Annotated in this window: 22 protein-coding genes; 2 read left to right on the forward strand and 20 right to left on the reverse strand. The window is 70.3% G+C overall.

Annotated elements, in window-relative coordinates; genetic code table 11:
* Window positions 1–5 precede the first annotated feature (5 nt).
* From ACF1GV_RS03905 to ACF1GV_RS03920, 4 genes are all read right to left on the reverse strand, one after another.
* The gene (locus tag ACF1GV_RS03905) at window positions 6–1,760 is read right to left on the reverse strand and encodes an NAD+ synthase (protein ID WP_391677526.1); all 1,755 of its coding nucleotides are present in this window, start codon (window positions 1,758–1,760) and stop codon (window positions 6–8) included.
* A 378-nt stretch (window positions 1,761–2,138) separates the two neighbouring features.
* Window positions 2,139–4,079 carry a protease pro-enzyme activation domain-containing protein gene (locus ACF1GV_RS03910; protein WP_391677529.1) on the reverse strand — a complete coding sequence of 647 codons (1,941 nt, stop codon included), beginning with the start codon at window positions 4,077–4,079 and terminating at the stop codon, window positions 2,139–2,141.
* A 111-nt stretch (window positions 4,080–4,190) separates the two neighbouring features.
* Complete coding sequence (locus ACF1GV_RS03915) at window positions 4,191–4,820, reverse strand: DUF305 domain-containing protein (protein ID WP_391677531.1); 630 nt, start codon at window positions 4,818–4,820, stop codon at window positions 4,191–4,193.
* Window positions 4,817–5,539, reverse strand: a complete 723-nt coding sequence (locus tag ACF1GV_RS03920; protein WP_391677534.1) for a DUF3105 domain-containing protein — start codon at window positions 5,537–5,539, stop codon at window positions 4,817–4,819. Before ACF1GV_RS03920 ends, ACF1GV_RS03915 begins: the two co-directional genes overlap by 4 nt.
* A gap of 206 nt (window positions 5,540–5,745) precedes the next feature.
* Between ACF1GV_RS03920 and ACF1GV_RS03925 the strand changes: the two genes are divergently transcribed.
* Entirely contained in the window at window positions 5,746–6,180 is a 435-nt protein-coding gene (locus ACF1GV_RS03925; RefSeq protein WP_391677537.1) for an RrF2 family transcriptional regulator, read from the forward strand.
* Window positions 6,181–6,189: 9 nt separating this feature from the next.
* Here ACF1GV_RS03925 and ACF1GV_RS03930 read toward each other — a convergent pair whose 3' ends face one another.
* Window positions 6,190–7,377, reverse strand: coding sequence for a globin domain-containing protein (locus tag ACF1GV_RS03930; protein ID WP_391677540.1), 1,188 nt, complete (start codon window positions 7,375–7,377; stop codon window positions 6,190–6,192).
* Between the two features lie 311 nt (window positions 7,378–7,688).
* Here ACF1GV_RS03930 and glnA point away from each other — a divergent pair, with 311 nt between their 5' ends.
* Window positions 7,689–9,050, forward strand: a complete 1,362-nt coding sequence (gene glnA, locus ACF1GV_RS03935) for a type I glutamate--ammonia ligase (protein ID WP_363267650.1) — start codon at window positions 7,689–7,691, stop codon at window positions 9,048–9,050.
* A 572-nt stretch (window positions 9,051–9,622) separates the two neighbouring features.
* Here the strand turns inward: glnA and ACF1GV_RS03940 are convergent.
* The 15 genes from ACF1GV_RS03940 to ACF1GV_RS04010 form a co-directional block, all read right to left on the reverse strand.
* Window positions 9,623–10,885, reverse strand: a complete 1,263-nt coding sequence (locus ACF1GV_RS03940; protein WP_391677543.1) for a tyrosine-type recombinase/integrase — start codon at window positions 10,883–10,885, stop codon at window positions 9,623–9,625.
* A 72-nt stretch (window positions 10,886–10,957) separates the two neighbouring features.
* Window positions 10,958–11,218: a helix-turn-helix transcriptional regulator gene (locus ACF1GV_RS03945; protein ID WP_391677545.1), complete on the reverse strand. Its 261-nt coding sequence runs from the start codon at window positions 11,216–11,218 to the stop codon at window positions 10,958–10,960.
* 414 nt (window positions 11,219–11,632) lie between these two features.
* Window positions 11,633–13,108, reverse strand: coding sequence for an ATP-binding protein (locus tag ACF1GV_RS03950; RefSeq protein ID WP_391677548.1), 1,476 nt, complete (start codon window positions 13,106–13,108; stop codon window positions 11,633–11,635).
* Window positions 13,109–13,111: 3 nt separating this feature from the next.
* A complete protein-coding gene (locus ACF1GV_RS03955) occupies window positions 13,112–13,969 on the reverse strand; it encodes a bifunctional DNA primase/polymerase (protein WP_391677550.1) in 858 nt (285 codons plus the stop codon).
* Between the two features lie 85 nt (window positions 13,970–14,054).
* Window positions 14,055–14,516 (reverse strand): hypothetical protein, encoded by a 462-nt coding sequence (locus ACF1GV_RS03960; protein ID WP_391677553.1) that lies wholly within the window; start codon window positions 14,514–14,516, stop codon window positions 14,055–14,057.
* Window positions 14,517–14,531: 15 nt separating this feature from the next.
* Window positions 14,532–14,690 carry a hypothetical protein gene (locus ACF1GV_RS03965; RefSeq protein ID WP_391677556.1) on the reverse strand — a complete coding sequence of 53 codons (159 nt, stop codon included), beginning with the start codon at window positions 14,688–14,690 and terminating at the stop codon, window positions 14,532–14,534.
* An 11-nt stretch (window positions 14,691–14,701) separates the two neighbouring features.
* Entirely contained in the window at window positions 14,702–15,166 is a 465-nt protein-coding gene (locus ACF1GV_RS03970; RefSeq protein WP_391677558.1) for a hypothetical protein, read from the reverse strand.
* Window positions 15,167–15,205: 39 nt separating this feature from the next.
* A complete protein-coding gene (locus ACF1GV_RS03975) occupies window positions 15,206–15,394 on the reverse strand; it encodes a hypothetical protein (protein ID WP_391677560.1) in 189 nt (62 codons plus the stop codon).
* A gap of 410 nt (window positions 15,395–15,804) precedes the next feature.
* The gene (locus tag ACF1GV_RS03980; RefSeq protein WP_391677562.1) at window positions 15,805–17,886 is read right to left on the reverse strand and encodes a cell division protein FtsK; all 2,082 of its coding nucleotides are present in this window, start codon (window positions 17,884–17,886) and stop codon (window positions 15,805–15,807) included.
* A gap of 122 nt (window positions 17,887–18,008) precedes the next feature.
* The gene (locus ACF1GV_RS03985) at window positions 18,009–18,326 is read right to left on the reverse strand and encodes a hypothetical protein (RefSeq protein ID WP_391677565.1); all 318 of its coding nucleotides are present in this window, start codon (window positions 18,324–18,326) and stop codon (window positions 18,009–18,011) included.
* Window position 18,327: 1 nt separating this feature from the next.
* Window positions 18,328–18,528 (reverse strand): hypothetical protein, encoded by a 201-nt coding sequence (locus ACF1GV_RS03990; RefSeq protein ID WP_391677566.1) that lies wholly within the window; start codon window positions 18,526–18,528, stop codon window positions 18,328–18,330.
* Complete coding sequence (locus ACF1GV_RS03995) at window positions 18,525–19,382, reverse strand: protein spdB (protein ID WP_391677567.1); 858 nt, start codon at window positions 19,380–19,382, stop codon at window positions 18,525–18,527. The genes ACF1GV_RS03990 and ACF1GV_RS03995 overlap by 4 nt, the downstream gene beginning before the upstream one ends.
* Window positions 19,379–19,828, reverse strand: a complete 450-nt coding sequence (locus ACF1GV_RS04000; protein ID WP_391677570.1) for a Pycsar system effector family protein — start codon at window positions 19,826–19,828, stop codon at window positions 19,379–19,381. Before ACF1GV_RS04000 ends, ACF1GV_RS03995 begins: the two co-directional genes overlap by 4 nt.
* Window positions 19,825–20,091 (reverse strand): DUF6284 family protein, encoded by a 267-nt coding sequence (locus ACF1GV_RS04005; protein ID WP_391677572.1) that lies wholly within the window; start codon window positions 20,089–20,091, stop codon window positions 19,825–19,827. The genes ACF1GV_RS04000 and ACF1GV_RS04005 overlap by 4 nt, the downstream gene beginning before the upstream one ends.
* A gap of 176 nt (window positions 20,092–20,267) precedes the next feature.
* The gene (locus ACF1GV_RS04010) at window positions 20,268–20,450 is read right to left on the reverse strand and encodes a hypothetical protein (RefSeq protein WP_391677574.1); all 183 of its coding nucleotides are present in this window, start codon (window positions 20,448–20,450) and stop codon (window positions 20,268–20,270) included.
* Window positions 20,451–20,800 lie beyond the last annotated feature (350 nt).

Genomic DNA, 20,800 nt, shown 5'->3' on the forward strand with positions numbered 1-20,800 from the left:
CCGTCTCAGAAGGACTCCCGCCACCCGTTGGTGATGGGCAGCCGCCGGTCCTTCCCGAACCCCTTGGGCGAGATCTTCGTCCCCGGCGGATACTGCCGCCGCTTGTACTCGGCGGTGTCCACCATCCGCAGCGTCTGGGTCACCAGCCCGGGGTCGTACCCGGCGGCGACGATGGCATCGGCCCCGAGATCCCGGTCGACGTACCGCTCGAGGATGGCGTCGAGCACCGGATAGTCCGGCAGCGAGTCGGTGTCGACCTGCCCCGGCCGCAGCTCGGCGCTCGGCGGCTTGGTGATGGAGTTCTCCGGAATGGGCGGCGTCTGCCCCCGCTCGACGGCGGCCCGGTTGCGCCACTCGGCCAGCCGCCAGATCCACGTCTTGTAGACGTCCTTGATGGGCCCGTAAGCGCCCACCGAGTCGCCGTACAACGTCGAGTAACCGACCGCCAGCTCGGACTTGTTGCCCGGAGCGAGGACGATGTGCCCCTCCTGGTTGGAGAGGGCCATGAGCAGCGTGCCCCGCAGCCGGGACTGCAGATTCTCCTCCGCGAGCCCGGTCAGCTCGGCCGCCACCATGTAGGCGTCGAACATCGGCGCGATCGACACGGTACGGAAGTTCAGCCCGGTACGCCGGGCCAGTTCGGCGGCGTCCCCGAGGGAGTGCTCGGAGGAGTACTTGGACGGCATCGCCACGCCGTGAACGTTCTCGGCCCCCACGGCGTCGCAGGCGATTGCCGCGACGAGCGCCGAGTCGATGCCCCCGGACAACCCGATGAGCACGGACCGGAACCCGTTCTTCTGCACATACGCACGCAGCCCCACGACGAGGGCGGAGTAGACCTCCTCCTCGTCGTCGAGCCGCTCGGCGTACCCACCGCGGTGCTCCGGCACATAAGGCGCCACCGGCTCCTCGGACAACACCACCCGATCGATACGCAACCCGTCGTCCACGACCCCGTCGGGCGCCCCGGGATCGGCGGCGGGCAGCTCCAGATCGAGCACCACGCACCCCTCGGAGAACTGCGGCGCCCGGGCGACGACCTCCCCGTCACGGTCCACGACGATCGAGTCACCGTCGAACACCAGCTCGTCCTGCCCGCCGATCATGGCGAGATAGGCGGTGGTGCAGCCGGCCTCCTGGGCCCGCTTGCGGACCAGCTCCAGCCGGGTGTCGTCCTTGTTGCGCTCGTACGGCGAGGCGTTGACGGAGACCAGCAGCCCCGCTCCGGCGGAACGCGCCGCCGGCACCCGCCCCCCGTCCTGCCACAGGTCCTCACAGATGGCCATGGCGATGTCGACGCCGTGCAGCCGCAGCACGGGCATGGAGTCACCGGGCACGAAGTAGCGGAACTCGTCGAAGACGCCGTAGTTCGGCAGATGGTGCTTGGCGAAAGTGAGCACCACATCCCCCCGGTAAAGCACCGCGGCGGCGTTCTGCGGCGCGCCGGCCGGCTGGCCGTACTTCGGCTGGGCGGTCTCGCAGCGGTCGAGGTAGCCGACGAGCACGGGCAGCTCCCCGAGCCCCTCCTCGACGAGCCGGGCGGCGAGCGCGCGCAGCGCGGTGCGGGACGCCTCCACGAACGAGGACCTGAGAGCCAGGTCCTCGACGGGATAGCCGGTCAGCGCCATTTCCGGAAAGACCGCGAGATGCGCCCCCTGCTCGGCGGAGTGCCGGGCCCAGCGGACGATCGTCTCGGTGTTCCCGGCGAGGTCGCCGACGCGCGAGTCGATCTGATTCAGAGCGAGACGAAGTTGAGGCACGCCGCCCAGTGTAATCGTCACCTCGACATAATGTCCCCCGACGGGCCGCATAGGGCTACGCACCCGGCGTTTCCTGGCTGCCCGGCGCCGGGCCGACCGGGGGTGGGTGCGCTCACCGGCGCTGGCGGGGCTCCTCCCCCAAGCTCTTCGAGCAGGGGGGACCCCCAGCCCACCCGTGCCGCCCCAGCGGCACTACTGCCCGCAGCCACCTGGACGGTGGCCCGCAGCCACACGCGCCACGGCGTTGGTGCACCCGCGTACGGCCACCAGCCACAACGCACCCGCAGAGAAAAACCGGCCCAGACCCGCAGGCACCCCCACCCGCACACAAAAACGGCGCCCGGCCCCCCGCAAGGGGCCAGGCGCCGCACAACAACCTCAGTGACGCCGATACGACGCCACGTACCCACCGGCCGGCGACCCGACTCCCGTCACGTCGTCATACCCCTTCACGGCCTGCAGCGAGCTGTCCTTCCCCAGGCTCCGCACCGACGTGCTCAGCCCCCCGCTCGCGTCCACCCCGTTGACGAAGTCGACGCGGGCCACGGCCAGCCCCTTCCCCGTCGGGTTGTCCGTGACGTCGTGGTACGCCTTCGACCCGTACCGGGCGTAGATCGCCGGGTTCGCGAATCCGAGCGCCTGACCGCCCCCGGCCTCCTGGGCCAGCGCCTGCACACCGGCGATCACCGGCGCCGCCAGCGACGTACCACCGATCCGGTACTCGTCGTAGCGCTGCGTTCCGTCCGGGAACGTCTGCGTCTGCCCGACCAGGAACCCGGTGTTCGGGTCGGCGATCGCGGCGATGTCCGGCACGACCCGGTTCCCCGCGGCGCCGTTGGCCTTGGCGAGGGCGTCCGGCACGACCCCCTTCTGGTAGTACGGCTGGGCCACGGTCCGGCTCGTACCGCCACCCGCACCGGAGGTGAACGCCCCGGGGAAGCCGACCCAGCTGCGACCGTCGGCCGACAGCGCGGCCTTCTCGGTGCCCCAGCCGGTCTCGAACTGGTACTTGTCGCCCTTGCCGACCGCCAGCGAGGTACCGCCCACCGCGGTCACCCACGCCGAGTTCGCCGGCGTGTCCACCTGCTTGGTGCCGGTGTTGGCGACCTCGTCGCCGTTGTCACCGGAGGAGAAGTAGAACCCGATGCCCTCGACGGCACCGAACTGGAACACCTGGTCGTAGGCGGCCGCGAGATCGGGCGTCTGATTGGCCTCGATGTCGCCCCACGAGTTGGAGACGATGTCGGCCAGGTGCCCGTCCACGATCTTGCTGAGCGAGTCCAGCAGATCGTCGTCGTAACAAGAAGCCGCACCGACGTACGTGATCTGCGCGGCAGGCGCCACCGCGTGCACGGCCTCGACGTCGAGCGTCTCCTCGCCGTACCAGCCGGCGGCCCCGCACGCCTCGGTCTTGGTGTAGTTCTTCGGCAGCACCTGCCGCAGCTGCCCGGTGCTCCAGCGGGCGTCCCCGTGCTTGCCGGCGTAGGTGGCCACGTCGTAGGCGAGGGTCGGCGAGGCGTAGGCGTCGGTGATGGCGACGCGCACCCCCTTGCCGGTGTACGTCCCCGCGCCGTACGCGGCGCGCAGCTGCTTGCCGGTGTACCCGCGCACGGCGTACGGGATCTTCTGCCCGTACGCGTCCGGCAGGGTGGAGGCGATGTTCGAGCCGTAGTACGACGAGAACGGCCCGGAGTTGCGGAACACGGCGTCCGGCGGCGGCAGCTGGTCCTTGTGGCTCGCCTTGTGCGGCGCGTTGTCGAGACCGGTGACGGTCAGGACGGCGTCCCGCACGCCCTCGGGCACGGACGCGGTGGAGACCGGCGCGCGGTAAGTGGCGCCGCCCTTGGCGTAGTTGTGCAGCTGCGTCCCGAACGCCTTCTCCGCGGCCGCGACGTCACCGCTGACGGCGACATAGTGGGCGCTGACGGACGTGACCTTCAGTCCGGCGGACGTCAGCCAGGACTTGACCGCGGCCACCTGCGCCGCCGTCGCGCCGAAGCGCGCCTGGGTCTGGCGCGCGGACAGGTGCTTGCCGTACTGCGGCGAGGACGGGTCGGAGACGGCCCGTGCGTAGGCGGCCAGCCCGGCCGCGTCCCGGCCGGCGAGGTAGACGCGCGCGGACACCTGTGAGGTGTCCGCCGTCGCGCCCTTGTCCGCCTTGGCCGTGGCCCACGCCGGCTTGGTCCCGGCCAGCGCGTCCCGGTGCGGGTTGTCCGCGGCGCTGGCCGCGGGTATGCCGAGCGCGAGCGCGCCCGCGAGCATGGGCAGGGTGGCTGCCAGGCTCACGGAGGCGCGCAGCGCGGCGCGGTTGGATCTCATGGAACCCCCTGTGCGGTTCGTCGACGAGTGGATCACTCGACGGTGACACTCTGTCGATGAACTGTTCATGTCAGGGGAATAAGAAGGCCAAGAGGAACCCAATAAAGTCTGCTAGGCCCTGGGTGCGGCTCCTCGCTCCTTCAACATGTCGGCCATCACCTTCAGTTCGGACTCCTGCCCCTCCACCATGCCCCGGGCGAGCCGCTTCTCGACCTCCACCGTGCACCTGCGGACGCACCCCTCGGCCATGTGGATGCCGCCCTTGTGATGGTCCGTCATCAGCTGGAGGTAGAGGACCTCGGCGCGCCTCCCGCTCAGCCCCTGAAGCTCCCTCAGCTCGGCGTTGGTCGCCATGCCCGGCATCAACGCGCCGTCCGAGGCCTTGCCGGAGGCCATGCCCCCCATGTCCATCCAGGTCATCGGCGGCTCGGACGTGACCTTCGGCAGCCCCCACAGGTCGAGCCAGCCGAGCAGCATGCCGCGCTGGTTGGCCTGCGTCTGCGCGATGTCGTAGGCGAGCCGCCGCACGTCCTCGTCCTTCGTGCGGTCGCGCACGATGTACGACATCTCCACGGCCTGCTGGTGGTGGACGGCCATGTCCCGGGCGAACCCGGCGTCCGCGGACTCCGTACCCGGCGTGCGGGCCGAGGACCCTTCGTCCTCGGCGACGGCGTAGGTGATCGCACCGGCGGCGACGAGCGCGGCCGCGGCCGCGCCGGCGATCAGCCCGACGTGCCTCACTTCATCATCCCGCTGGAGCAGGACGCGCCGGGCTCCGGCGTCTGGGCGCCCTGCACATAGGTGGAGAGGAACGTGTTCACAGCCGGGTCGTCGGCGCTGCGCACACTCACCTGGTGTCCCCACGCCGACAGCACGATGGGGGCGGACTGCTGCGCGTACGGGCTCATCAGCGTGTACGGCGTCGCCTTCACCCGAGCGGCGAGCGCGGCCACGTCCGACTTCGCCGCCTTGCCGGTGTACGTCACCCAGACGGCGCCGTGTTCGAGGGAGTGCACGGCCATCTCGTCCTTCACCGGCTCGGTGTAGACGGTGCCGTTGCAGTCCGCCCACACGGGGTTGTGGTCGCCGCCGACCGGCGGGTGCATCGGATAGGCCACCGGCGTGGTGACGTGGTTGCGGCTCAGCGTGCCCTTCCAGGTCCGCACGCCGTCCGGGCCGGGGACGAACTGCCCGCCCGCCGCGCTCTTGGCACCGACGCCGGTGTTCTTGCCGTCGGCGCTGGCACTGGCGGCCGCCTCGGCCTTGCCGCCACCACCGTCGCCGGACCGCGCCTTCACCACGAACACGGCACCGGCGGCGAGCGCCGCCACGACGACCGCGCTCGCGGCGGCGGTGAGACCCCGGCGGCGCCGCTGACGGGCCTGCTCGGCCTGGCGCAGTGCGGCGACGTGGGCCTTGCGGGCGGCGCTGGTGTCGTGATCGGTGTTCGCGGAACCCATGGGGCGTGTCCTTCGGGGAAAGGGACGGGGACGGTGGGGCCCGCTGATCGTAGTGGGGGAGCAGGGGCGCGCAGTAGGCAGACACCGGCCGCGGTACGCGAAGCGCCACGATCCGGTGACCGCCCGGGCTCCTGTGCCCGCGCGGGCGCCTGCACCTGCCCGCGCGATATTTGGACTCCAGGATGCGCATTACCTAGGCTGGCGGTATGCGGCTCCTGCGCTCCACCGACCTCGCGCTGCGCGTCCTGATGCGGCTCGCCGTCGCGGGCACGTCCACACCGCCGACCCGGCAGGTGGCCGCGGACATGGACGTGCCGTACACGCACGCCGCCAAGGTCGTCGCCGAGCTGCAGCATCTGGGCCTGGTGGACGCCCGCCGGGGCCGCGGTGGCGGCCTCTCGCTCACCGAGAAGGGCCGGACGGCCTCCGTCGGCGCGGTGGTGCGCACCTTCGAGGGCGACGGCGACGTCGTCGACTGCGAGGGGTCCGCGCCCTGCCCCCTGAACTCCGGCTGCCGCCTGCGCGGCGCCCTGCGCCGGGCCCAGGAGGCGTTCTTCGCGGCGCTGGACCCGGTCTCGGTGGCGGACATCGTCGCCGACCCGACGGGACCGCTGCTGCTGGGGATCACCAGAGCCCCGTGAGGCGACGGCTCAGCCCTGGGCCAGCCACAGGTCGGGCCCGAACACCTCGTAGTGGATGTCGGCGGCGGCCACCCCCTTGGCGAGGAGCTGCTCGCGCACGGCGCGCATGAAGGGCAGCGGACCGCACAGGTACGCGCGCGTGCCGGCAGGCACGGTGACCTCGGTGAGATCGACGAGGCCGCCGCGGGCGCCGGCGGGCGCGTCCTGCTCGTACCAGAAGTGCACGGTGGCGTCGGCGAGCTTGCCCGCGTAGGCCTCCTGCTCGGTGCGCAGGGCGTGGTCGGCGGGGGAGCGGTCGCCGTGCACGACGGTGACCGGGGCGGCGTGCGCGTCCTCGGCGAGCTGGGCGAGCATCGCGATCATCGGGGTGACGCCGATACCGGCGGAGGCGAGCAGCACGGGGGCGCCGGGGGCGTCGTCGAGGACGAGGTCGCCGTACGGCTCGGACAGCTCGAGGGTGTCGCCGACCCGCACACGCGCGTGGAGGTGGCTGGAGACCTCGCCGTCGGGGGAGGCGGCGTCACCGCTCACGCGCTTGACGCTGAACTGGCGCACGGTCTCGCCCGGCGCACCGGACAGGCTGTACTGGCGTATCTGCCGGGCGCCGTCACCCAGCTCGACCTGCACGGAGACGTACTGGCCGGCGCGGAAGTCGCGCACCGGGCCGCCGTCGGCCGGGCGCAGCCGGAACGTGACGACGTCCGCCGTCTCCTCGATGCGCTCGACGACCTCCCACGTCCGCAGGCCCGTCCGGGCGCTCTCCTCGTACAGCCGCTTCTCGATCGCGACGAGCGCGTTGGCCATCAGCCAGTAGACCTCGTCCCAGGCGGCGGCCACCTCGGGGGTGACGGCCTCGCCGAGGATCTCGACGATGGCTGCGAAGAGGTGCTCGTGCACGACCTCGTACTGCTCGGGGGTCACGCCGAGGGAGGCGTGCTTGTGGGCGATCCTGCCGAGCATGGCGTCGGGCCGCTGGTCCGGGTGGTCCAGCAGATGCACGGCGAAGGCCGCGATGGAACCCGCGAGGGCCTGCTTCTGGGCGCCGGAGGCCTGGTTGCCGCGGTTGAACAGGTCCCGCAGCAGTCCGGGGTGGGCCTCGAAGAGCCGGGCGTAGAAGCGCTCGGTGATCTCCGTGATGGCGCCGGCGACGGCGGGCAGGGTGGCACGGACGGTGGCTGCTGACTGCTCGGACAGCATCAGGACTCCTCCTGGCTCGACTGATGCGGACGGTATGAAAATTTGCATCTGAGATGCAAATTATCGGGGCGTGTCGTCGCTCACGTCGCACACCGATCCGGCCGTTACGGATGCGGGCCCGAGCAGGCAAGATGGGCGTCAAGAGCAGCACGCCCGCAGCCGCACGGGACGTTCGGCCCGCAGCCGCCCGGTCGATCATGGTCCGCAACGCGCATGAAACGGTCGTGTGATGGGATGCTGCTCAGGTGCCCGACCGCCTCCCGCCTCACCGCGGACAGGCGGCCTGACCAGCAAGGATGGGGAAGCGGAAGATGGACAAGCAGCAGGAGTTCGTGCTCCGGACGTTGGAGGAGCGCGACATCCGGTTCGTACGCCTGTGGTTCACGGACGTGCTGGGCTTCCTCAAGTCCGTCGCCGTGGCCCCCGCCGAACTGGAGCAGGCCTTCGACGAGGGCATCGGCTTCGACGGCTCAGCCATCGAGGGCTTCGCCCGGGTCTACGAGTCCGACATGATCGCCAAGCCGGACCCGTCCACCTTCCAGGTGCTGCCCTGGCGCGCCGAGGCCCCCGGCACCGCCCGCATGTTCTGCGACATCCTCATGCCGGACGGCTCCCCCTCCTTCGCGGACCCCCGTTACGTGCTCAAGCGCGCCCTGGCCCGCGCCTCCGACCTCGGCTTCACCTTCTACACGCACCCCGAGATCGAGTTCTTCCTGCTCAAGGAGAAGCCGCTCGACGGCAGCCGCCCCACCCCCGCCGACAACTCCGGCTACTTCGACCACACCCCGACCAACGTCGGCATGGACTTCCGCCGCCAGGCGATCACCATGCTGGAGTCGATGGGCATCTCGGTGGAGTTCTCCCACCACGAGGGCGCGCCCGGCCAGCAGGAGATCGACCTGCGCTACGCCGACGCGCTGTCCACCGCCGACAACGTGATGACGTTCCGCCTGGTGATGAAGCAGGTGGCGCTGGAGCAGGGCGTGCAGGCCACCTTCATGCCGAAGCCGTTCTCCGAGCACCCCGGCTCCGGCATGCACACGCACCTGTCCCTCTTCGAGGGCGACCGCAACGCTTTCTACGAGTCGGGCGCGGAGTTCCAGCTGTCCAAGGTCGGCCGCTCCTTCATCGCGGGTCTGCTGAGGCACGCGGCGGAGATTTCGGCGGTCACCAACCAGTGGGTGAACTCCTACAAGCGCATCTGGGGCGGCTCCGAGCGCACCGCCGGCGCCGGCGGCGAGGCCCCCTCCTACATCTGCTGGGGCCACAACAACCGCTCGGCCCTGGTCCGCGTGCCGATGTACAAGCCCGGCAAGACCGGCTCCGCCCGCGTGGAGGTCCGCTCCCTGGACACCGGCGCGAACCCCTACCTGGCCTACGCCGTCCTGCTGGCCGCCGGCCTCAAGGGCATCGAGGAGGGCTACGAACTCCCGCCGGGCGCCGAGGACGACGTCTGGGCCCTGTCCAACGCCGAACGCCGCGCGATGGGCATCGAGCCCCTCCCGCAGAACCTCGGCGAGGCCCTGACCCTGATGGAGAACAGCGACCTCGTCGCCGAAACCCTCGGCGAGCACGTCTTCGACTTCTTCCTGCGCAACAAGCGCTCGGAGTGGGAGGAGTACCGCTCGGAGGTCACGGCGTTCGAGCTGCGGAAGAACCTGCCGGTGCTATAAGCCCAGCTCAGGGCGTGAGCCCGCTGAAACAGACCGGCGGGGCCGACGGTCATGGACCGCCGGCCCCGCCGTGTCGATGAGAGCCTGGGCCGTCTCTGGGCCGTCCGGGCGCATCTCCTGCCCTAGCCGTCCTGAGGCTGGGCTATGTGCACCTCCGGGACGTGGCAGAACGTCTTAGCTGGACGGCCGGCCCAACGACCCGGCCCGGACATTCAAGGGAAGGACTCAGCCGTAGCTGAATCCTTCCCGCCTTCCCAACTAGGAGACGGTAAAGATTCCTGCACCAAAGGTTAGAACAAAGATAACAACAAGAAACAGTCGGTAATTGAACCTGAAACGGAATCTTGCTCTTACCTTGAGTTCTGCCTTAGCTTGGCCCTTTGCCTTCTTCCTAGCCATCTTGACCACACCCTCTCATCAGCTCACCTGGCATCGACTGATGCCAGGCCGACGCAACACGCCAGGCGTACCACGCCGACTCTGAGGGCTTTCACAACCGGTGGGACGCCGAGCTGAGATGGCTGGCCTATTTGCAGGCTAGACCCCCAGTCGGGGCATTTCAACCGCTGGTTTTATGGTGCGGGAGGTTGAATCGTCAATGGGTTCCGGACCTTTTCATACAGGCCGTCCACGGCCTTCCGGGCCCGTGCGTCGCTGCTCGGCATCAGGTGTGTGTAGACACGCAGTGTGAATCCCGGATCGTTGTGTCCGAGGTAGTGACTCAGTGCCTTGATGTTCTCGCCGGCATCCAACAGGACCGAGGCGTAGAAGTGCCTGAGAGCGTGCATGCCGTGTTCGCGGGCAGCCTGGTGCCGCTCTCCCGGCTTCGGTGCTGGGATCACCCCAGCGGCCACGAGAGCAGGCTTCCATGCGCGGTCGTTGAAATCGGTACGCCGAACCGCGCCCGCGCCGTCGAGGCGGGTGAACAGTAGCCGTTTCGTGACCGGCGGACCGTCCACTCGAAGCCACGGCAGCGTGATCTCTACCGGGGGAAACGCCTCCATGTGCTGTTTGAGGACGTGCGCCACGCGGTCCGGCAAGGGTACGTCGCGGATCTTGTTCCGCTTGGGCGGGGCGAACACGAGACCTTCCTTCGTCACCTTCACCTGGTTCACGATGTGCAGCCATCCGGAGTCGAAGCCGATTTCATCGACGGGCAATCCGAAGATCTCCCCTTGCCGGAGTCCGCATCCGCCCCCGAGGTCGACCGTTGCGCGGTAGCGCTCCGGTAGCGCCGCTCGCACGGCGAAGACACGCTCCGCACTCCACGGCACAACGCGTCCACGTCCCGCAGCAGGCGGACGCACCGATTGCGCGTGGCACGGGTTCTTCGACAGGTGCCCATCGTCCACCGCCGCGTTGAGAACCGTGGACACGTTGTTGTAGATCACGCGCCGGTAGGACGACGCAGGGACGGCCCGTTCCAGTTCGCTGAGCCAATCCCGGATGTGTTCCGGCTTGAACGAGCCGAGCGGTCGCGGTCCCAGGTATGGGATGGCGTGGCCGCGAATGGCGGACTCCACAGACTCTCGCGTCGTCACATCGGTGGTCTGGGTGTTCAGCCACTTCTCGGCGTACTGCCGGAAGGTCACTCGGCTCGCCGCCGGGTCTACGTACAGCCCCCGAGACATATCCGCCTCGATGTGTGCGAGCCATTGATCGGCCAGTCGCTTCTGTCCGTCGGGGAATGACTTGCTCTTCTCGGTTCCGTCCGGGCCGATGTAGCGGGCCCGGTAGCGCATTCCGGTGCCGTATCGGTCCGTGCGGACGCGGCGGGGCTTGCCGGCGGCGTTGGGTTCGGTCTTGTACCACCGGTCTTGGATGTGTCCTGCCATCAGGCAGTGGTCCTCTCGACATGCGGCAGGGAGAGCCGCATGGGCGGCCCTCCCTACCGTGGGGGGTGCTCGTTAGGCGGCGGTCTCGGCCTGCTTGCGCTGGTCGACGTAGGCCCGCACGTCGGCGGGGTCGTAGCGCAGGTGCTTGCCGATCCGGAAGCCGCGCGGGCCGGTGCGCTTCTTGCGCCACTGGTAGACGGTCTCCAAGGGCACCTCGAACATCTCGGCGATGTCGTCGGGGGTGAGGTACCGGTCCGGGAGGCCGCTCCGGAGGGTGGCGCGGGCGTCGGGATCTATCGGCTCTGCCAAAGAGACTCCAAGCGGTGAGGGCATGGCCGCACCTGTCCGAGGTATGGATCTCTGCGTCACTGCGTCATCTGCGTCGCGCGAGGCTCTGACCTGCGGCGATGGGTGACGCAAGGCGGGCAGGAGTGCGTCACGGGTGACGCATGCTTTCGTTACCCGTGACGCGGGTGACGCTGGGTGACGCAGCCGCCGCCTGTCTGCGTCACCGCTGTAGCGGCTGGTCAGGGGCCGTTTTCCGGTCTTGGGTGACGCAGGTGACGCAGCGTCTCTCTACTTCGGACAAGAGAGGGTGGTGTCTGTTGTGGTGCGCGGCTCAGAACGAAAGAAGGAGCCGCGTTGCGGCACGCCTATTGAGCGGCGGCGTCGCCGCCGAACAGCAAGAAGAGCACGCGGGTGCGGGTGCTCTTCTTGCTTGTGCATGGGGTCCGGCGGCGCTGTTGGTCAGAAGGCGGGCTGCTGCTGGTGCAGGGGCGCGGCCGGCGGGCGGGCCATTTCGATGTACCGGGCCTTGTTGGTGCGGCCCCAGTCGATGAGGACGCCCCGGGCCGCAAGGGTGGGCTGGAGGCGCTTGAGGCGGTCTGAGAGCACCTTGCCGGTGGTCGGCCACCCTTTAGGCAGGGGACGGCAGTCCTCGCCGCTATAGAGACCGGACAGGCAGTGCAGCCACTCTGCAGACGTCATCCGCTGCTCTGTCCCCGGCTCCAGTTCGGCGGCGTGCTTCAGCACCGTCTGCGCCAACAGATCGCCCTCGATGACATCGTCGTTGAGGTCGTCCAGGCTGGCCCGGTAGGCAGCGAGCGACCCGAAGCCGGTGGCGGCGTCGAGCTGGGCGCACAGGTGGGCGAAGTCGGCCATCCGCAGGTCGGTCGGGATGTCCGCCTGTGCCGCGCGGACCTTGACCGTGAGGTCGAGCAGGGACCCGAGGATGACCGGCAGCGCCTCGGCGTACTCCGCCCACAGCTCCGCCTCGGTGCGCCTGACCTTGGGCCGCTCCAGCCGCAGCGGCAGCAGCCGTTCCGCGAGGTCCGGTCGGATCACGCCCACGTCGATACCGGTGAGGAGCAGGGGGCGCCGGTAGCGGGCGCGGAAGACGTCCCCGTCGGTGAACAGCGCCCGCTTGACGTTCTCGGCCCCGGTGACGATGCAGCACATGGCGTCCGACAGGTCGGGGGTCATGTGGGAGAGGTTGTCCAGGGCGGTGACCCATCCGGCCGCCACGGCCGCGATCAGGTTCTCCTCGTCCTTCGGTGCCCGGCGCAGGTCGCCGCTCATGCCCTCGATGACTCGCACGAGCATCCGGCCGCCGGTGGACTTGCCCGCGCCCTGCGGTCCGGTGAGGAACGGGGCGGGGACGGGCACGGACGGCTCCAGGCAGCCGATGAGCCAGGCGATGGCTAGGCACTCGGTCTCCGCATTGGCGAAGTTGCACAGCCTCAGCAGGGCGTCGATGCCCTTGCCGTTGGTGTCCTTGGCCGGCAGGGGCAACTCCCCTGTGAGCTGAGTGCGCCGCCAGCACACCTCGCGCGGGTCGGGCACGGCGATGTCCCATCCGGTGGCGTGGATGCGGACGGACTGCCCGTCGCTGCGCCCGAGGTCCAGCCACGTCGCCCCGTCGAATCCGGGGGCGACGCGGATGTTGACAGGCTGCACGTCCTCGGTCAGCGCGAGTGCTTCGATCAAGTCCAGAGCCTCCTTGAGGGCGGTTCCGTTGAAGACGCCGACTCCGTCGCGGAAGAGTCCGACCATGAGTTCTTGGCGGTGGCTGCCGGTGGTGCCCTGGGAGCGGATCGGGCGGGCCACGGGGTGGCCGTTCTTCTGCGCGTACACGGTGCCGTCGGCGGTGCGGAAGTACCGGAAGTGCGTTTGGGCGTAGTCGGTGATGACCTGGCGGGCGGGGTTCTTGTCGTCGTCCGTCATGGGTCACAGTCCCAACGTGGTGCGGGCGTTGGTCCACGCGTCGGTGCAGTGTCGCGGGGTTTCGCCCTTGGTCTGGGCGGCGGTGAACAGCCGCTCGATGTGGGCGTCAGTAAGGCAGCCGCACCGCCCGTGCCGGGACAGCACGGCCAGGAACGTCCGGTACACCGTGGCATGGATGGCGCTGCGGGCAGCGGTGATGTGGTGCTCGGCCATGGCGATGCCGCGTTCCAGGTAGACGGGGGTGCGGTGGGGGCACTCCCCGCCCCCGGCCGACGCGCCGCTGGACAGAGACACCGGCCGGACCGGGGAGGGTGCCTTGACCGCCAGGGCGCGGACCGCGTCGGGCAGGTCGGCCATGGCGCCGGTGCCGGGACCGAGGTAGCGGGCGTAGGCCATGGTCGACTTGATGTCGACGCCGGACCGGACAGCGTTGCGGGAGGCCATCACGCCCCGGTAGATCCAGTGCTCCCCGCGCGTCGTCGCCACCGTCCGTGTGGCGGGCAGGGTGGTACGGGCCCATGCAATGGCGTCCGCGTCGTCCAGGTCCACCACGGTCAGTCCGGCGCCGCCGGGGTGGTAACCGACGCACACCGCCTGCCGCCACGCCGCCCGCCACGGGGACGAGACGATAACGCTCGGGTCGGCGGTGGCCGCGGCCCACGCGTGGCAGACATCCGGGCACAGGCACGGCCCCGAGGTCTTCATGTTCGGCCGGCCGCCGCACGCGTTGTCCGCGCACGCCGGGCAGTTACCGAACGGCACCTTGCCCCGGCGCAGGGGAAGCACCGGCACACCGGACACAGCGAGATCGAGCGCGACGTGCACGGTGCTCTCTCGCCGGATGTCGGTCAGTTGCGTCATGCTGGGAGACCTCCACAGGTCAATTGGTGGCGGTGGGCGGGGGCGGCCCCGGTTCTTGGCGGAGTGGGGGCCGCCCTTGGCGTGGCTAGTGGTGCTGGGCCCAGTGGGCGTACTGCTGACGGACGTAGGTGCGCGGGTCGCAGATCACGGGCGGGTCGTCCTCCTCCATCAGGCGGGAGGCGGCTTCCTTGGCGTCCTGGTCGACGTCGCTCAAGCCGTCCGGGCTCTTGGCCAGGGCGATGCGGTCCAGCAGGGCGGCTTTGCGCAGCCAGAACTCCCGGTCCAGCGGGACGTGGCAGGGGGTGTGAGAGATGGTCTGCACGGTCCAGTCGATCTCGTCGAGGATGCTCGGCGCGATGGCGTACGCCTGCTCGGGTGTTGGCCACGCCTGCGCGGCAGAGCGGTGGTCGGCGGTGATGTACAGGCGCACGCGCTGGCCGTCGCGGGTGGGGTGCCGGCGCACGCTGCCGGTGGTGAATGCGGTGCTGAGCGCGGCGGTGACGCGGTCGGCGTCGGCCGGGTCGCAGATAGCGCGGATCTCGAACACGGGACTCCCTCGGGGTTAGGCGGTGTGGTCTTCGGTGTCGGCGGCCATGTCGTCGACCTGCATGAGCAGGGCGCCGAGCTGGCGGCGGCTGATGTCGCGGCTGTAGCTGGTCGGCTCGCCGTCGTTGTCCCAGCTCAGTTCGACGGTGACGATCTCGTCGGGGTCGATGTCCATGCCGGATCTCCCTACCGGTGGAAGTGGTTGCGCTTGAAGACGGCCTTGCGGATGTTGACCGTGGTCCCGCCCCGGTCGGGGCGGCGGCCGAAGACCTGGACGGCGATGAAGCCGCCGAAGATGACGGCGGCGAGGATGACGAGCTGCTGGATGAGCGCGGCGAGCGCGGCGATGAACGTAGTGAGCAGCAGCAGGCCGCCGCACACGGCGAGGAACCCCACACCCCCGAGGGCGACGTTCACCGCCGCACGGGAGACGGCCGGCTTGTCGGTGAGCGGTTCGGGCTGCATGGCGCTGACGGTGTAGCCGGTGACGATCCTCCCGTCGGGCAGGACGATGCTCGCGACCGTGGGAACGGTGCCCGGCTGTATGGGGGCGAGGGGCGCTGGTACGACGGTGGCCGGGGTGGTGGGGGCGGGGCGGTGGGTCTCGACGGCCCGCAGCGTGGGCGCCGGGAGGTGCTGTTCTGGGTTCATGGAGTTCCTTCCGGTGCGGGGGCGGGGTGGCTGGGCTGGTTAGGGGGTGGGGATGGCGTGGACGATGGCGGCGGTCATCTGGTTGATGGGTCCGGCGGCGCCGGTGGAGGCGAGGAAGAACCCGAACATGGCGGCGACGAATGCGGCGCCTGGGGTGAGGCTGCGGGAGCGCAGCAGGAAGAACAGGACGAGGCCGAAGAAGGCGACGAGTGAGACGGTCACGGCCACGGCGTGAACCCCCTGTCGGAGTCGTGGCGGCGGTGCGGTTGGGTGCCGGCGCGGTGGATGTCCCGTCCGGTGTTGAGCAGGCGGCGTCCGATGCGGAGCCGGTAGCGGCGCCCACGGCAGCGGGAGCACGCTTTGACGGTGCGGCGGGCCTGCCGGATGCCGGTCCCGGAGCACCTGCGGCATGATGCGAACGGCCGGACCGCGCATAACACGGTGTAACCGGCGAGGATGAGCAGGATGGCGAGGCTAGCGAGAGCCACGGAGGCTCACATCCCTTCTCGGGGCGGTTTCCGGGGGATTTCGCAGATGGGCCGCTAGGCGCTAGTTCGCTGATCAGCGGCCCTGTGGGGCGCTAGTGGGGCTGCTAGACCTAGCGGTGGCGGCTGCTAGGTCTAGCAGTGCCGCTTGGGTCAGGCGGCGGCCCGATCGGCGTTACGGCGAGTGATTGCGGCGGTGACGTCGGCGCGCTTGATGCCGCGCCGGTTGGCTCCTTCGCCCTCGTCCGTGGTGCCCCACACCTGGCCCGGCTTGATGCCCCAGGGCTTGAGCGCGGCGGTGACGTTCTCACCGGCCCAGCCGGCATACGTCTCGGGGTGGGCGGCGGCCAGGCGGGCGGCGATCCGCTCGCACCACACGGCCTTCTCGTCGGACGCGATCACGTCCAGAACGTCGGCGAGGATGTTCGAGCCAGTGCCGGACTTGTCGGGGCCCTTGCCGACGGCGTGGCCGGTGACGTTGCCGTAGTCCTCGCGCATCTTGCGCGCGCGAGTGACGACGCGTTCCGCGCCGACCGCGTCCACGAACGCGGAGGCGACGATGCGGGCGTCGTCTCCCTCGCCGGCCATCCAGCAGATGCCCCGGTCGGATCGGGAGAACATCGTGGCGCGGATGCCCGCCTTGTAGGCGCCGGTGCCGAGGACCATGTCGTTGGCCGTGTGGCCCATGACCTTCAGGCAGAACCGCAACACGGCGTTGGCGCTGATGCCCGGCGGCAGGGACTTCGCGTCCGGCCGCTGGGTGCCGAAGACGCCGATGATGCCGAGCGCGGGGCCGCGCTTGGTGATGTCGGTGCAGATCTCCTCGATCTCCGCGCCGTACTTGGCGTGCTCGAACGGCACCTGGCACTCATCGGCCGCCATCACGATCGGGTGCAGTCCCAGGCTCTTGTCGTTGGCCAGCTCCGGGGTGACCTTGGACTCCGGGCAGCGCGAGCGGGGCAGCGACTTGATGACCTTCGCCCGGCGGCGCAGTTCCTCGCGCAGCTCGCGCAGCGACTGGACGACGTATTCGATGTCGTCCTCGTCGTCGCCGGCGCGGTAGCGGTGGCAGACCGGCTCCAGCGCGCCGAAGTCACCGGTGCCCTTGAAGTCGAACGCGTGGATCTCGGCGCGCGGATCGAGAGCGGCGATCAGCAGCAGCAGCCGCATCAGGAAGGTCTTGCCCATGCGGGGCACCGAGGCGATGACGATCGAGACGAACATCAACGTCACCTCAACCCACCGCATGCGCTGGTCATTGCCGAAGACGACGGGCTTGAACAGATCGACGCGGCCGTCCTTCAGCAGCGGCCACGCCGGCTTCGTCGTCTCGTTCATGGGCCGGTCACCGACCCATAGCACCAGCCGTCCCTCGTGCTGTTCGGGGTCCGGTGAGGGCCACACGCAGCCGACCTTGCGCCGCAGACCTGAGGCGAGCGGTTTGCGCGCGTCCATGATGTCCTCGGGGGTCACGCCGTAGGGCAGGTCCAGGTCGGCGCGGTAGCCGGGGCCGTCCCGGACGATCTCCGAGACGAACCGCAGGCCGTTCATGTCACCGCCCTTCTTGATAGCGGCGGTGATCTTCGCGTTGCCGATGCTGTCGAGGCCGCGCAGGACGATGGAGCCGGTCAGCTTCTGCACCTCGGTCTTCAGCACTGCCGGGCCGACCACGGGGGCGTCGGGCTGCTGCCCGGCCAGGCCGAGCAGCAGCACACCGCCGGCCGCGAACGCGTACAGGTAGGCGGGGGCGAGGACGTACAGGTAGAGGGCGAACCCGAGACCGAACACGGCGGCGACCAGGGTGACCAGACCGCGCAGGCGGATGCGGCCGGCACGCAGCCGGGCCAGGCGCATGTACTCCTCGACGTCCTCGGTGCGCACGGCGAACTCCCGCAGGGGCGCGGCCTCCCGGTCCCACACCCACCGGTTCGTCGCCGCGACGAACCGGCACGCACCGCGGGGCGACACCAGGGCCAGGCGTCCGGCATACACCGGCACGCGCACCCCGTGGAACAGGGCGGCGTAGCTGACGTTCGCGCCCGCGTGGCGGGCGGTGGCGAGGAAGTCGCGCTTGTTGGTGAGCCATCCGGCGAGCACCGGCTTGCGCTTTTCGATGGTCACTTTCGGGTCCGGCAGGGCCGGGTTGTCCACCGGCACCGGCGTCGCCGGGGCGTCCTCGTCGGGGCCGGTGTCGGGCACGGGCCGCAGGTGCGGGCCCATCGTGCTGTCCGTCATGCTGAGTGCTCCCTGCTACTCGTAAACGGGTGGTGAAAGGGGCCCGGGGGCGGTCTGTTTCCTTGGCCGGGATGACCGCCCCCGGGGGCATTGCTACGGGCTGTTCAAGGCGCGGTGGGCGCTCACCACCACCCCGACGACTTTTTCGCGGCCTTGGCGGTGGCGGCCTCGTTGACGATGCGCTGCCGCTCGGTCTTCAACGCCGTGATCTCGGTGATGAGCCGGGTTTCGGCGCTGTGCCAGGCGGTGTCCATCTGCCGGTCGGCGCGGCGGGTGCCGTTGCCCTTGTGCAGGCTGCGGGTGCCGGAGACGACCGCGCGGAGCACGGCGCGGCGCTCGCGGCCGTCCAGCGGCCACATCTCGCGGTTCTGCACCGCGGCGAGCTTGCGTTCGTTCTGCTGGATCGCCTTGTCCAGGCGGCGGGTGTCGGGCTTGCCCATGTCAGTCCCTCCGGGGGTAGGTGTGGCGGGCGGGCGGATAGACGGGGACGGAGCGGTCGGTGAGCAGGCCCTCCATGACGACCGCCTCGAAGTCGGCGGCCAGCGCGCTGGTCGGCTCGTGCTCGAACGCGGCGTCAGCGGCGTCTAGCAGGCGCAGGGTGCGGGCGTTGTCCTCTGCCGGACTCTCGCGGTGGAGCTTCACGCGACCCCCCGCTTCCAGGCGGCCCGCAGACGGACCTCGGAGGCGGAGTGGCCGGCCGCCCGGAAGCGGGTGGCCATCTCGCGGTAGGACAGGGCTGGGGTCTCGCTGTGCCGGATCTCGTGCACCAGCGCGTCCAGGGCTTCATCGGTGAGCGCAGGTGCGGACTCCAGCGCCGCGACGGGTTCACTGGGGCCCCAGACGGGCAGTTCCCAGCGGGCCGTGACACTCGGTGTGACGGGAGTCGTCACGCTGGTCAGAGCCCTGCCGGTGCCCTCCCCCCGCCGCGCCGCCTCCAGCGTCGACCAGGCACCGGCAAGGGTCTCGGCAGTCCTTGCCTGGACGCGTGCGACGCGCGCCCCGGCCTGCGTCACGGCCGTCAACCGGGTTTCCTCGGTTGCGGCCTCCGCGCGCAACCGGGCACGGGCCACGGCCGCCTCGTCGCGCGCCTCCTGCTGAATCCCGGCGATGGCGTCCAACGCGGCCGCGGTGAGCGCCGTGCGCTCCCACAGCCCGTGCACCAGCCACAGGGCCTTCGCGGCGAGCGGCAGCCACGCCACCGCCAGCCACGCCCCACGGGCATCGTCAGCGGTGACCGCATGAGCGACCAGGACGCCGGTGGCGAGCAGGCCGAAGGACCAGCCGACGGCGGTCACCGGCGCGCTGTGGTCGCCCTGCGCCGCGAGGCGGCGCTCATAGGCGAGGGTGGCCAGCCATCCGCCGTCGATCCCGAGACCGACGACCAGCGCGACCGGCCACGGCACCGCCCCACCCAGCCACATCACAACCACGGCCAGAGTGAGCACCATGGACACCGCCGTCATCACGGCGGCGGGCAGAACCGTCCTGGTCTTCACGCCGCACCCCCGAGGGCGAGCAGGGCGGCCAGGATGAGCAGCGCGCCACCGGCGAAGGTGAGGTCGATCGCGCGGCGCAGGTGGGCGAACTTGGCGACCGCCAGCCGGGACAGGCCGGCGACGTCGGCGGACAGATCCCGGGAGGCAGCGGTGGTGGCGACCTGGTCGGTGGTGAGCGTGGCCCAGTGCGGGAAACCATGTCGGCCGCGCAGGTTCGGCCGCGTCGACCGCAGCAGCAGCCCGGCCGCCGTCACAAGCACCGCGAGCCCAAGGCCGCCGGTGATGTAGGCGGCGAGGTTCAGGGGCAGGTCGCGGGCGACGGACCAGGCGCCGGCGAGCACGGCGCCGACGAACGCCAGCAGCAGCCCGGTCTTGGTGTCCGTCCGCGCGATCTCCGCCTTCACCTCGGCGAGCATCGCGGTCAGGTTCGAGTCGGTGGCGCTCACGCGGCACCCCCCGTCGGCACCGTGGCGGTGCGGTTGGCGAGCGCGGCCCGCTCCGCGAGCACCCGGCGGCGGGCGCGGCGGATGCGGCGGGCGTCCAGCTCGGACGGGGTGCGGTCCAGGGTGACGATCTGCGCGTCGAGCAGGTCGACCTCCGCCAGGATGGCGGGCATCTCCTGCTCGATCGCGTCCAGCTCCGCGGCCGTCGGCTCACGCCAATCGGCGAACGCGGTAACAGCGTCCTGAACAGTGACGATGTGGTCCATTGGGTCGTGTTCTCCCTTGCAGGTTGGTACGGCCCGAACAGCGCCCCCGGAGTTGCACCTCCGGGGGCGCGCGCCGTTGATGGGGTGATCAGCCGCGCAGAGGGCGCGGCATGTCGTTGATGAGCGGTGGGTGGGGCGTTTCGAGCGGGGTCGCTCCCGCGTCGTGCGGCCTGGGGTCAGCGGCGGAACGCCCAGGAGATGAGACCGCTCACGGTGTCGGTGACGTCGGTGACACGTCCCGACTGCAGCTCATCGGCGCGACGCTCCAGACGCTGGGCGCCCTCCTCGTTTCCGCGGTTACGCACCACACGAGCCGCCTCGCGGTTCTTCTTGGCCTGGGCCTTCAAGCGCTCGGACATAAGGGTCCTCTCAGGTCGACGGGTGTGTGGATACCGACCCGGTACGCCGACGGGCGTCCGGGGCCCGGCTCCCCTCAGCGCTGCTCGTACGAGACGAGCAGCGGAGGCAACCGGCCGCAGCTGGAAGGCTGCGGAAAGGTTTGGTTGGCGCTGTACATCACGCGGGTGGCCCCGCGTGGCCGCCTACTTGGCCCGAGGAGAGGCGGCGTTATCCCCATGCAGTTGTCAAAGTGCCTGCGCTTCCTTCGAGCCCCTCCCAGAGCCCTCCGGGCGTCATCACGCACCACGAATCGGAGCCAGCCCCTTGAACTGGTGCGCACCAGTAGAGTGCAACTGGTGCGCACCAGAGT

Origin of the sequence: Streptomyces sp. NPDC014006 (assembly GCF_043088925.1) — a bacterium.
Lineage (GTDB): Bacteria > Actinomycetota > Actinomycetes > Streptomycetales > Streptomycetaceae > Streptomyces.

What these genes read in the sequence shown, in the direction of transcription:
- ACF1GV_RS03920 (WP_391677534.1), bottom strand. Translation starts at nt 5,539, where the DNA reads ATGGGTTCCGCGAACACCGATCACGACACCAGCGCCGCCCGCAAGGCC.
- ACF1GV_RS03980 (WP_391677562.1), bottom strand. Translation starts at nt 17,886, where the DNA reads ATGACGGACAGCACGATGGGCCCGCACCTGCGGCCCGTGCCCGACACC.
- ACF1GV_RS03970 (WP_391677558.1), bottom strand. Translation starts at nt 15,166, where the DNA reads ATGAACCCAGAACAGCACCTCCCGGCGCCCACGCTGCGGGCCGTCGAG.
- glnA (WP_363267650.1), top strand. Translation starts at nt 7,689, where the DNA reads ATGGACAAGCAGCAGGAGTTCGTGCTCCGGACGTTGGAGGAGCGCGAC.
- ACF1GV_RS03965 (WP_391677556.1), bottom strand. Translation starts at nt 14,690, where the DNA reads ATGGACATCGACCCCGACGAGATCGTCACCGTCGAACTGAGCTGGGAC.
- ACF1GV_RS03985 (WP_391677565.1), bottom strand. Translation starts at nt 18,326, where the DNA reads ATGGGCAAGCCCGACACCCGCCGCCTGGACAAGGCGATCCAGCAGAAC.
- ACF1GV_RS04010 (WP_391677574.1), bottom strand. Translation starts at nt 20,450, where the DNA reads ATGTCCGAGCGCTTGAAGGCCCAGGCCAAGAAGAACCGCGAGGCGGCT.
- ACF1GV_RS03930 (WP_391677540.1), bottom strand. Translation starts at nt 7,377, where the DNA reads ATGCTGTCCGAGCAGTCAGCAGCCACCGTCCGTGCCACCCTGCCCGCC.
- ACF1GV_RS03945 (WP_391677545.1), bottom strand. Translation starts at nt 11,218, where the DNA reads ATGCCCTCACCGCTTGGAGTCTCTTTGGCAGAGCCGATAGATCCCGAC.
- ACF1GV_RS03940 (WP_391677543.1), bottom strand. Translation starts at nt 10,885, where the DNA reads ATGGCAGGACACATCCAAGACCGGTGGTACAAGACCGAACCCAACGCC.
- ACF1GV_RS03910 (WP_391677529.1), bottom strand. Translation starts at nt 4,079, where the DNA reads ATGAGATCCAACCGCGCCGCGCTGCGCGCCTCCGTGAGCCTGGCAGCC.
- ACF1GV_RS03925 (WP_391677537.1), top strand. Translation starts at nt 5,746, where the DNA reads ATGCGGCTCCTGCGCTCCACCGACCTCGCGCTGCGCGTCCTGATGCGG.
- ACF1GV_RS04005 (WP_391677572.1), bottom strand. Translation starts at nt 20,091, where the DNA reads ATGGACCACATCGTCACTGTTCAGGACGCTGTTACCGCGTTCGCCGAT.
- ACF1GV_RS03955 (WP_391677550.1), bottom strand. Translation starts at nt 13,969, where the DNA reads ATGACGCAACTGACCGACATCCGGCGAGAGAGCACCGTGCACGTCGCG.
- ACF1GV_RS03950 (WP_391677548.1), bottom strand. Translation starts at nt 13,108, where the DNA reads ATGACGGACGACGACAAGAACCCCGCCCGCCAGGTCATCACCGACTAC.